The sequence below is a fragment of the Streptomyces sp. NPDC085946 genome (assembly GCF_044540485.1).
Classification (GTDB): domain Bacteria; phylum Actinomycetota; class Actinomycetes; order Streptomycetales; family Streptomycetaceae; genus Streptomyces.
Genome location: NZ_JBITSF010000009.1, coordinates 307796 through 318061 on the forward strand (window position 1 = coordinate 307796; position 10266 = coordinate 318061).

Genomic DNA, 10266 nt, shown 5'->3' on the forward strand with positions numbered 1-10266 from the left:
CTGAAGGGTTGCAACTACTACAGTCGAAGTACAACAATTGGAGTTGTTGCGCGGTCAGCCTACGGAAAGAGACCGGCTTGCGAAAGCTCACGTACTTCATCGCGTGCTCCATCGACGGTTTCATCGGGGACCCGGACGGCGACGCGACGTCCATGGTCGCCCTCCTCGACGAGGAGTTCCTCGGGTTCCTCAAGGAGGAGCACCCGGAGACCGTCCCGACCCACGGCCGCCGGGCCCTCGGCATCGACGACCTGCCGAACAAGCGGTTCGACACGATCGTCCAAGGCCGCGCCAGCTACGACCTCGCGCTGAAGGAGGGCATCACCAGCCCCTACGCCCACCTGCGCCAGTACGTCGCCTCGCGCACCCTCGGGGAGTCCCCCGACCCCGAGGTCGAGATCATCGCCGACGACCTGCTCGGCAAGGTCCGCGCGCTCAAGGCGGAGGACGGCGGCCTCGGCATCTACCTGTGCGGCGGCTCGCGGCTCGCGGGCGAGCTGCTCGACGAGATCGACGAACTCGTCATCAAGACCTACCCGCTCGTGTACGGCTCGGGCATGCCGATGTTCGGCTCGGGCTTCGGGATCTCGCACTTCACGCTGGAGTCGGTGCGCGCCTTCGGCAACGGCGCGCTGGTGCGGACGTACGGCAGGAAGCGCTGAGCCGCGCCCGGTCCCACGCTGAGCGCCGGGTCCGTCCCGGGCCTACGCTGGGGACATGGGCAGCGCAGAGCATGTCTGTCCCGACTGCGGACAGCCAGTGGAGACGGTCGTCCGGCGCCACAAGACGCTGGGCGCGTGGGTCCCGGTGTGGGTGGCCGGGCCGTGCCGCAACCCCCGGTGCGCGGCGTACCAGGATCAGCAGGCCGAGGCCGTGGAGTCCGGCAGGCACGGCGGGACCCGGGGCGGCCAGGGGACCGGCGGCACGACCCAGGCCCCGGGCACCCACCGGCCCGAGGAGGCGGCCAGGGTCACCGAGGAGGCCGGGGGACCGGCGCAGAACCGCCCCTGAGCCCGGCGGCGCGGCCGGTGCGGGCCGGGCCGCGGAAGCGGGCCGCGCGTCACCTTCGCGCCCTTTCTTCCAGCCGCTGGCGTGAACCTGGGGCGCCCTGCCCGGCGGGTTCGCCCCGCACCGGCCCGCAGTTGCTTGCATGCCCCAATGGACCACATCACGTTCCTCGTGGCAGTCGTCATCGTCACGGCCCTGGCCTTCGACTTCACCAACGGATTCCACGACACGGCGAACGCGATGGCCACCTCCATCGCCACCGGCGCCCTCGCTCCCCGGACGGCGGTCCTGGTGAGTGCCGTGCTCAACGTCGCCGGCGCCTTCCTGTCCACCGAGGTGGCCAGGACGATCTCCGGAGGCATCGTCGACGACTCCCTCGTCACCCCGCAGATGATCTTCGCGGGGCTGGTCGGGGCGATCCTGTGGAACCTGCTGACCTGGCTGCTGGGGCTGCCGTCGAGCTCCTCGCACGCCCTGTTCGGCGGGCTGATCGGGGCCGTGTGGGCGGGGGCGGGCCGGCACGGCGTGCACGTCGCCCAGGTGGTCGAGAAGGTGCTGGTCCCCGCGGTCGCCTCGCCCCTCGTGGCCGGGATCGCCGCGCTGGTGGCCACCCGGCTCGCCTACCGGCTCACCGCACGGGCCCGTGAGGAGTCGGTGACCCGGGGCTTCCGGGTCGGGCAGATCGCCTCGGCCTCGCTGGTCTCCCTCGCGCACGGCACCAACGACGCGCAGAAGACCATGGGCGTCATCGTCCTGACCCTGGTCTCGGCGGGTGCGCTCGGCGCGAGCGCCGAACCCCCCGTGTGGGTGATCGCGTCCGCGGGACTCGCCATCGGACTCGGCACCTACCTCGGGGGCTGGCGGATCATCCGCACCCTGGGCAAGGGCCTCACCGAGATCCGGTCGCCGCAGGGCTTCGCCGCCGAGACGGCCGCCACCACCGTCATCCTCACCTCCGCGCACCTCGGCTTCGCCCTGTCCACCACGCAGGTCGCCTCCGGCAGCATCCTCGGCGCGGGGCTCGGCCGGCGGGTCGCGGAGGTCCGCTGGGGCGTGGCGGGCCGCATGGTGGCCGCCTGGCTGGTCACGCTGCCGGCGGCCGGCCTGGTCGGCGGCCTGGCCGCGAGCGCCGTCCGGCACGGCGGCGACCTCGGCACGGTGCTCGTGGCCCTGGTCGGCGCGGTTCTGGCCGCCGTCATGGTGGCCGTCTCGCGCCGCAACCCGGTGCACGCGGGCAACGTCAACGACGGCCGGGAGGTCGCCCTGCGCGCCGCGGCGGCCGCCAAGGTCGGCACGGTCGCCTGAGCCCGCGGCCGCCCGGGCCGCGGGCGGGCGGCCCGGCCGCGCTCCGGACACGCCGAAGGGACCCGGCCGGAGATCCGGCCGGGCCCCTTCGAAACCTCGCCGACCCGCGATGGTGCACCGATCGCCGGTCACTGCGCACAGGCCGGTGGTCAGGCCTTCTTGGTCTCCCAGAAGATCTTGTCGATCTGGGCGATGTAGTCCAGCGCCTTCTGGCCGGTGGCCGGGTCCGTCGACGCCTTGGCGGCGGAGAGCGCCTTCAGGGTGTCGTTGACCAGCTGGTGCAGCTCCGGGTACTTCTCGAAGTGCGGGGGCTTGAAGTAGTCGCTCCAGAGCACGGAGACGTGGTGCTTGGCGAGCTCCGCGCGCTGCTCCTTGATGACCGTGGCACGCGCCTGGAAGTGCGGGTCGTCGTTGCCGGCCATCTTCTCCTGGACGGCCTTCACCGACTCCGCCTCGATGCGGGCCTGGGCAGGGTCGTACACACCGCAGGGCAGGTCGCAGTGCGCACTGACCTTGACCTTGGGGGCAAACAGGCGGGAAAGCATGGAGCAATCCTTCCTCGTGATCGTCTTCTCAGGGGGGACATTACTCCCTGGGAGAGCGCTTTTGGCGGGTGCCCCCGTGGGCTTAGGACAAAAGTCCGGGGTGAGACTGGGACTGGTGGAGGAAAGAACCGGGGAGGTGCCGGTGTGATGCCGGAGCTGTCGCAGGAGCCCGAGCGCGGGAGGGCGGCGCTGCCCTTCGGGGTGGCCGAGGTGACCGGGCCGTCGATGGTGCCCACGCTGCACCACGGGGACCGGCTCCTGGTGCACTACGGGGCCCGGGTCAGGCCCGGCGACGTCGTCGTCCTGCGCCACCCCTTCCAGCAGGACCTGCTCGTCGTCAAGCGGGCCGTCGAACGGCGCGACGGCGGCTGGTGGGTGCTCGGCGACAACGCGTACGCCGGCGGCGACAGCACCGACTACGGGGTCGTGCCCGACGACCTCGTCCTCGCCCGGGTCCGCTTCCGCTACCGGCCGCGCGGGTCCGCCCGGCGCTCGGCGCCGGCGCTGCTGGGCTGGGCGCTGTCGGCGGCCAGGCCCGTGCTGTCCGGCCGGCCGGGCCGGGCGGCCTCCAGGCGCTTGCGGGCGCGGTAGGCCGCCACGTTGGCGCGGGTCGCGCAGCGGTCCGAGCAGTAGCGGCGGGAGCGGTTCGTGGAGGTGTCCAGGTAGGCGTTGCGGCACGGCGCGGCCTCGCACAGGCCCAGGCGGTCCACGCCGTACTCGGTGAGGTGGAAGGCGAGGCCCATCGCGGCGGTCGCGGCGTAGCCGGCGGTCGCGTTGGAGGGGTGGTCGGCCAGGTGCATGTGCCACAGCGGGCGGCCGTCGTCGTCGCGGAAGTCGTGGCCGGAGATCTGCGGGCTCACCGGGAACTCCAGCAGCAGCGAGTTGAGCAGGTCCACCGCCAGCGTCTCGTCGCCCGAGTCGGCCGCCTCGAAGACCGCCCGCAGCCGGGCCCGGACCGAGCGGAACCGCGTCACGTCCGCCTCGGTGGCGCGCCGGGCCGCCGACTGGTTGCCCCCGAAGAGGTCGCGCACGGCCTCGATCGAGGTCAGGACGTCCTTCCCCCGGGCCGGTTCCTCGGTGTTGACGAGGCGCACGGCGTAGTCCGAGTAATAGGCCAGTTCCACTTGTAGTCCTTACGGATGGGCTCTAGGGTCGGGGTGCGGTCGGGTAACAGCCGGTCCTGCTCCCAGGGTATTACGTACCGGTGGGGGAGCGGCGCGACGACGGACGCGGACGCCACCACGGCCGCCGCCGGCCCGCACGCCGAGGGCGGCACCCCGCCGGAGCGGGCACGCGGAAGGGGCGGTACGGAGACTCCGTACCGCCCCTTGCGCACCTACGCGCGTACGGTCACAGCACCTTGGACAGGAACGACTTCGTCCGCTCGTGCTGCGGGTTCGTCAGCACCTCGCGCGGGTGGCCGGACTCGACCACCACGCCGCCGTCCATGAAGACCAGGCTGTCGCCCACCTCGCGGGCGAAGCCCATCTCGTGGGTGACGACGACCATCGTCATGCCGGACTCGGCCAGGTCGCGCATGACGTCCAGGACGTCACCGACCAGCTCCGGGTCGAGCGCCGAGGTCGGCTCGTCGAAGAGCATCAGCTTGGGCTCCATCGCCAGCGCCCGGGCGATGGCCACGCGCTGCTGCTGGCCGCCGGAGAGCTGCGAGGGGTAGTTGCCGGACTTGTCGGCGAGGCCCACCCTCTCCAGGAGGCTCATCGCACGGTGGTGCGCGTCGGCCTTCTTCGCGCCCCTGACCTGGATCGGCGCCTCCATGACGTTCTCCACGGCCGTCATGTGCGGGAACAGGTTGAAGCGCTGGAAGACCATGCCGATGTCCCGGCGCTTGAGGGCGACCTCGCTGTCCTTGAGCTCGTACAGCTTGTCGCCCTTCTGGCGGTAGCCGACGAGCTCGCCGTCGACGTACAGCCGGCCGGCGTTGATCTTCTCCAGGTGGTTGATGCACCGCAGGAAGGTCGACTTGCCGGAGCCGGAGGGGCCGATGAGGCAGAACACCTCGCCCTGCTTGACCTCCAGGTCGATGCCCTTGAGGACCTCGACCGGACCGAAGGACTTGTGGACGCCCTCGGCCTTGACCATTGCCGTACTCATGGGATCAACGCCTCCAGGCCGAGAGGGAGAGCATGTTCGCCTTGACCTTCTGCCACGGCGTCGGTGGCAGCTGGCGCGAGGAGCCACGCGCGTAGTACCGCTCCAGGTAGAACTGGCCCACGCTGAAGACCGAGGTCAGCAGCAGGTACCAGGCGGCCGCCAGGAACAGCATCTCGGCGGGGGCGCCGGAGGTCTGGCCGATGTCCTGGGCGACGCGGAACAACTCGGAGTACTGGACGACCGACACCAGCGAGGTCGTCTTCAGCATGTTGATGACCTCGTTGCCCGTCGGCGGCACGATCACGCGCATCGCCTGCGGGATGACGATCCGGCGCAGCGTCCTGGAGTGGCTCATGCCCAGCGCGTGCGCCGCCTCGGTCTGGCCCTCGTCGACCGAGAGCAGACCGGCGCGGCAGATCTCCGCCATGTACGCGGCCTCGTTGAGGCCGAGGCCCAGCAGCGCCGTCAGGAACGGGGTCATGAAGTCCGACCACTCGTCCTTGTAGAACGGCCCGAGGTTGATGTACTCGAAGACCAGGCCCAGGTTGAACCAGACCACCAGCTGCACCAGGACCGGGGTGCCGCGGAAGAACCAGATGTAGAACCAGGCGATCCACGAGGTCACCGGGTTCTTCGACAGGCGCATCACCGCGAGGACGATGCCGCCGACGATGCCGATCGCCATGGACAGGACGGTGATCAGCAGCGTCCGGCCCACACCCTGCAGGACCCGGTCGTCGAAGAAGTAGTCGGGGATCGCGTCCCAGTTGATCCTGCCCTGGGCGAACGCGTAGATGATCCCGCCCAGCAGGGCGAGGGCGACGACGGCGGAGACGTAGCGCCCGTAGTGCCGGACCGGGATGGCCTTGATGGCCTCCGGTCCGGCCGGGGGAGTGTCGGCCGGGCCCGTCGTCTTGTCGATGTCAACAGTCACGGGTGTTGCCTTTCAGTGCCGCTCGGTCGCGGTCACTTGCCGCCGTTGATGTTGGCTTCCTTCACGGCGCCGTCCGTGACGCCCCACTTCTGCAGGACCTTCTCGTACTCGCCGTTCTCGATGATCGCGTCGAGCGCGGCCTGGAGGGCGTCCCGCAGCTGCGTCTGGTCCTTGGCGACCGCGATGCCGTACGGGGCTGCCTCGACCTGCTCGCCGACGAGCTGGAAGTCCTTGCCGCCGCCGGAGGTCTTCACCGCGTACGCGGCGACCGGGAAGTCCGAGGAGCCGGCGTCCGCGCCGCCTCCGCGCAGGCGGGTCTGGGCCTGCTGGTCGTTGTCGAAGGCCTCGATCGTGATCTTCTCGCCCTTCGGACACTTCTCCGACTCGGCCTTGGCGAGGTCCTCGGAGACGGTGCCGCGCTGCAGCACGATCTTCTTGCCGCACAGGTCGGACCAGGTCTTGATGCCCTGGTCGTCGCCCTTCTTGGTGTAGATCGAGACACCGGCGGTGAAGTAGTCCACGAAGTCGACGCCCTCGCCGACCTTCTTGCCGGTGTCGGAGTCGATGCCCTCCTGGCGGTCCTTGGTGTCGGTCATCGCCGACATGGCGATGTTGTACCGCCCGGAGCGCAGACCCGTGAGGAGGGTGTCGAAGGTGCCGTTCTCGAAGCGGAACTCGACACCGAGCTGCTTGCCCATGGCGGCGGCGAGGTCCGGGTCGATGCCGACGACCTTGCCGGAACCGTCCTTGAACTCGACCGGGGCGTACGCGATGTCCGAACCGACCTTGATGACGCCCGCGTCGCGGATCTCCTTCGGCAGCTTGTCGGCGAGCGGGGCCGTCGTGGTCTTGGCGGTCTCGCTGCCCGAGCCGTTGTCCTTGGTCTGGTCACCGCATCCGGTGAGCATCAGCGCGCCTGCGACCGCGATCGCACCGACCGCTGCTAGCCGGGAGTGCGCGGCGGTCGTACGACGGGTGGAGCTTGCGGTCATGGTGGGTTCCTCCGGCGGATGGGTGGAGTTGCCGATGGGGCGGGCGCCCGCCGACGGGTTCGGCGAGAGCCGTGGGTTGGGTCGACTGGAACACACGTCTTCGAGTGTCGCGACCTCGTGTGATTACGGCATCTTGCCATTCGGACGGTGCGATTCAGACGGCCCGCCATGTCAAAATCGGATAACGGGCGACCCCCGAACCCCACCACTCCGGTACATCACGACCGCACCTTCTGCGGGAATCCACCGCCCCCGCCGGAAAATCTTCGGTCTATCTCAGGATGCGGATGCCGAGGGCGCGGTCTTTGCGGATTCCTGGGTGGTTGTCGTGGATTCGGCCGGCGATTGTCCCTCTTTGGCGCGATTGTCGGGCCGCCGTCATGTGACCTTCGCGTTATGGACTCGTCGGCGGCCCGGTCCGTCCGGTATGAAGGTTCTTTACACCCCTCATCCGGGGCTCAGGGCGCGTGTGCGGCGCGCCCGTCGCGTAAGTGCCCGTACGTATCCCGTACGCAGCACCACCAGGGCCTTACGCGGTGCCCGCCCACTTCTCAATCAGGAGTGGCCACCCTCAACCTATGAAGACTTAAGGGGTAAAACGAAGTGGCAGCGGAGATCGTGAATCCTCGCAGCGAGAGCGCGGACCAAACGGGGCAGGAGGGCAGTGCGGAGCCCTTCGATTCGTTCGATCCGGCCTTCGCGCTGCACCGCGGCGGCAAGATGGCCGTGCAGGCCACCGTGCCGGTCCGCGACAAGGACGACCTGTCCCTGGCGTACACACCCGGCGTCGCGAAAGTGTGCAGCGCGATCGCCGAGAACCCGGACCTCGTCCACGACTACACCTGGAAGTCGTCCGTCGTGGCCGTGGTCACCGACGGCACGGCGGTGCTGGGACTGGGCGACATCGGGCCCGAGGCCTCCCTCCCGGTGATGGAGGGCAAGGCCATCCTCTTCAAGCAGTTCGGCGGCGTCGACGCGGTGCCCATCGCGCTGGCCTGCACGGACGTCGACGAGATCGTGGAGACCGTCGTCCGGCTCGCACCGTCCTTCGGCGGCGTGAACCTGGAGGACATCTCCGCGCCCCGGTGCTTCGAGATCGAGCGCAGGCTCCAGGAGCGGCTGGACATCCCCGTCTTCCACGACGACCAGCACGGCACGGCCGTCGTGACCCTCGCCGCGCTGCGGAACGCCGCGCGGCTGAGCGGCCGGGGACTGGGCGACCTGCGCGCGGTGATCTCGGGCGCGGGCGCGGCGGGTGTCGCCATCGCCAGGATGCTGGTCGAGGCCGGGATCGGGGACGTCGCGGTCGCCGACCGCAAGGGCGTCGTCTCGGCGGACCGGGAGGACCTGACGCCGGTCAAGCGGGAGCTCGCCGGGTTCACCAACAAGGCCGGTCTCACCGGGTCGCTGGAGGCGGCCCTGGCGGGCGCCGACGTGTTCATCGGCGTCTCCGGCGGCACGGTCCCGGAGACCGCGGTCGCGTCCATGGCGGAGGGGGCCTTCGTCTTCGCGATGGCCAACCCGAACCCCGAGGTGCACCCCGACGTCGCGCACAAGTACGCGTCCGTCGTGGCGACCGGCCGGTCGGACTTCCCGAACCAGATCAACAACGTGCTGGCGTTCCCGGGCATCTTCGCCGGCGCGCTGCAGGTGCGGGCGTCCCGGATCACCGAGGGCATGAAGCTCGCGGCGGCGGAGGCGCTGGCGGCCGTGGTCGGGGACGACCTCGCGGCCGACTACGTCATCCCCTCGCCGTTCGACGAGCGGGTCGCGCCGGCCGTGACCGCGGCGGTGGCCGCGGCCGCCCGGGCCGAGGGCGTGGCCCGCCGCTGACGTGAGGTCACCGTGACCCGAACGGCCCTGCCCCGTCCGCCGGGGCGGGGCCGTTTCCGTCCCGCCCGCGGGCGGGACCGTTTCTTTGCCCGCGGGTACGGCCGTCCGGCTGACCGGGCGCGGTGCGGGCCGGCGTCCGCCGCCGGGCCGTGTCCTCCCCGGGTTGGCAAGAGGGCGTGTCTCACAGGGGCGTGTGGTTCCGCCCGGCGGGCGGGGACCCTATCGTCAAGGTCATGTTCGCTGTCTATGCCGCCCGGATCGACCGCGACCAGCCGCTGAACGGCCTGGAGTCGGGCGAGCGCCCGGCTCCTGACGCCCGGCCCGGCTGGAGCACCGTCGAGGTCAGGGCCGCCTCCCTCAACCACCACGACCTGTGGTCCCTGCGCGGTGTCGGCCTCGCGGAGGACAAGCTGCCGATGATCCTCGGCTGCGACGCCGCCGGTGTCGACGAGGACGGCAACGAGGTCGTCCTGCACTCCGTGATCGGGCAGAGCGGGCACGGGGTCGGGCCGGACGAACCCCGTTCCATCCTCACCGAGCGCTACCAGGGCACCTTCGCCGAGCGGGTCGCCGTACCGACGTGGAACGTCCTGCCCAAGCCCAAGGAGCTCTCCTTCGAGGAGGCCGCCTGCCTGCCCACGGCCTGGCTGACCGCCTACCGGATGCTGTTCACCAACGCGGGGGTCCGGCCCGGCGACTCCGTGCTCGTCCAGGGCGCCGGCGGCGGGGTCGCCACGGCCGCCATCGTGCTGGGCAAGGCGGCGGGCCTGCGGGTCTTCGCCACCAGCCGGGACGAGGCCAAGCGGAAGCGGGCCCTGGAGCTGGGGGCCGTGGAGGCGCTGGAGTCCGGGGCGCGGCTGCCGCAGCGCGTCGACGCGGTCATCGAGACCGTCGGGGCGGCCACCTGGTCCCACTCGGTGAAGTCGCTGCGGCCCGGCGGCACCCTGGTGATCTCCGGCGCCACCAGCGGCGACCGGCCCTCGCACGCCGAACTCACCCGGATCTTCTTCCTGGAGCTCAAGGTCGTGGGGTCGACGATGGGCACCAAGGACGAGCTGGAGGACCTGCTGGCGTTCTGCGCCGCCACCGGGGTGCGTCCGGTGATCGACGAGGTGCTGCCGCTCGACCGGGCCCGGGAGGGCTTCGAGAGGCTGGCGTCCGGCGACCAGTTCGGGAAGATCGTGCTCACCACGTCCTGATCGCGCTCACCCCGTCCCAGGGGTCCCTTCGCGCGGCGCAGGCCCGGGCGGCGTTCGACAGCCTGTCCGGCGAGATTCACGCCAGCACGGCCAGCGTGCTGATCGAGGACTCGCGCTACGTTCGCGAAGCGGTCAACGACCGCCTGCGCCAGGCCGACTGCAGCCGCCAGGACGACCCACGCCGCACCCTGGCCCCCAGCGCCAACCAGCAGCTCACCAGCGAAGGTTGCCAGGGCCAGGCCGTCGGCTGGATCCGCGCCCTCGGCGGTTGGGGCGACTTCGATGGCAGCAGCAGCCACGCCAGTGTCGATCGCGAGCTGCAGGGCTTCATGCTC

The 10266-nt window shown here is 70.8% G+C and carries 11 protein-coding genes and 1 pseudogene; 7 read left to right on the forward strand and 5 right to left on the reverse strand.

Annotated elements, in window-relative coordinates; genetic code table 11:
* Positions 1-77: 77 nt before the first annotated feature.
* From ACIF8T_RS20490 to ACIF8T_RS20500, 3 genes are all read left to right on the forward strand, one after another.
* The gene (locus ACIF8T_RS20490; RefSeq protein ID WP_400036938.1) at positions 78-662 is read left to right on the forward strand and encodes a dihydrofolate reductase family protein; all 585 of its coding nucleotides are present in this window, start codon (positions 78-80) and stop codon (positions 660-662) included.
* Between the two features lie 55 nt (positions 663-717).
* Entirely contained in the window at positions 718-1011 is a 294-nt protein-coding gene (locus ACIF8T_RS20495) for a hypothetical protein (protein ID WP_400036940.1), read from the forward strand.
* 147 nt (positions 1012-1158) lie between these two features.
* Complete coding sequence (locus ACIF8T_RS20500) at positions 1159-2313, forward strand: anion permease (RefSeq protein ID WP_400036942.1); 1155 nt, start codon at positions 1159-1161, stop codon at positions 2311-2313.
* Positions 2314-2462: 149 nt separating this feature from the next.
* Here ACIF8T_RS20500 and sodN read toward each other — a convergent pair whose 3' ends face one another.
* Positions 2463-2858, reverse strand: a complete 396-nt coding sequence (sodN, locus tag ACIF8T_RS20505) for a superoxide dismutase, Ni (protein ID WP_004983535.1) — start codon at positions 2856-2858, stop codon at positions 2463-2465.
* Between the two features lie 225 nt (positions 2859-3083).
* On the opposite strand from sodN, the pseudogene ACIF8T_RS20510 reads away from it, so the two are divergent.
* Positions 3084-3257 (forward strand): annotated as a pseudogene (locus ACIF8T_RS20510) (S24 family peptidase); the annotation flags it as partial.
* Between the two features lie 65 nt (positions 3258-3322).
* Here the strand turns inward: ACIF8T_RS20510 and ACIF8T_RS20515 are convergent.
* From ACIF8T_RS20515 to ACIF8T_RS20530, 4 genes are all read right to left on the reverse strand, one after another.
* Positions 3323-3982 (reverse strand): CGNR zinc finger domain-containing protein, encoded by a 660-nt coding sequence (locus ACIF8T_RS20515; RefSeq protein ID WP_400036944.1) that lies wholly within the window; start codon positions 3980-3982, stop codon positions 3323-3325.
* Positions 3983-4208: 226 nt separating this feature from the next.
* Positions 4209-4961 carry an amino acid ABC transporter ATP-binding protein gene (locus ACIF8T_RS20520; protein ID WP_400036984.1) on the reverse strand — a complete coding sequence of 251 codons (753 nt, stop codon included), beginning with the start codon at positions 4959-4961 and terminating at the stop codon, positions 4209-4211.
* Between the two features lie 16 nt (positions 4962-4977).
* Entirely contained in the window at positions 4978-5907 is a 930-nt protein-coding gene (locus tag ACIF8T_RS20525) for an amino acid ABC transporter permease (RefSeq protein ID WP_400036946.1), read from the reverse strand.
* 32 nt (positions 5908-5939) lie between these two features.
* Positions 5940-6899 carry an ABC transporter substrate-binding protein gene (locus ACIF8T_RS20530; RefSeq protein ID WP_400036948.1) on the reverse strand — a complete coding sequence of 320 codons (960 nt, stop codon included), beginning with the start codon at positions 6897-6899 and terminating at the stop codon, positions 5940-5942.
* Positions 6900-7502: 603 nt separating this feature from the next.
* Between ACIF8T_RS20530 and ACIF8T_RS20535 the strand changes: the two genes are divergently transcribed.
* From ACIF8T_RS20535 to ACIF8T_RS20545, 3 genes are all read left to right on the forward strand, one after another.
* Complete coding sequence (locus ACIF8T_RS20535) at positions 7503-8732, forward strand: NADP-dependent malic enzyme (protein WP_400036950.1); 1230 nt, start codon at positions 7503-7505, stop codon at positions 8730-8732.
* Between the two features lie 233 nt (positions 8733-8965).
* The gene (locus ACIF8T_RS20540) at positions 8966-9931 is read left to right on the forward strand and encodes a zinc-binding dehydrogenase (protein ID WP_400036952.1); all 966 of its coding nucleotides are present in this window, start codon (positions 8966-8968) and stop codon (positions 9929-9931) included.
* Positions 9931-10266, forward strand: a 336-nt coding sequence (locus tag ACIF8T_RS20545) for an autotransporter outer membrane beta-barrel domain-containing protein (protein WP_400036986.1), incomplete at its 3' end; no start/stop codon positions are given. The genes ACIF8T_RS20540 and ACIF8T_RS20545, both read left to right, overlap by 1 nt.

What these genes read in the sequence shown, in the direction of transcription:
- ACIF8T_RS20540 (WP_400036952.1), top strand. Translation starts at nt 8,966, where the DNA reads ATGTTCGCTGTCTATGCCGCCCGGATCGACCGCGACCAGCCGCTGAAC.
- ACIF8T_RS20500 (WP_400036942.1), top strand. Translation starts at nt 1,159, where the DNA reads ATGGACCACATCACGTTCCTCGTGGCAGTCGTCATCGTCACGGCCCTG.
- ACIF8T_RS20530 (WP_400036948.1), bottom strand. Translation starts at nt 6,899, where the DNA reads ATGACCGCAAGCTCCACCCGTCGTACGACCGCCGCGCACTCCCGGCTA.
- sodN (WP_004983535.1), bottom strand. Translation starts at nt 2,858, where the DNA reads ATGCTTTCCCGCCTGTTTGCCCCCAAGGTCAAGGTCAGTGCGCACTGC.
- ACIF8T_RS20495 (WP_400036940.1), top strand. Translation starts at nt 718, where the DNA reads ATGGGCAGCGCAGAGCATGTCTGTCCCGACTGCGGACAGCCAGTGGAG.
- ACIF8T_RS20520 (WP_400036984.1), bottom strand. Translation starts at nt 4,961, where the DNA reads ATGGTCAAGGCCGAGGGCGTCCACAAGTCCTTCGGTCCGGTCGAGGTC.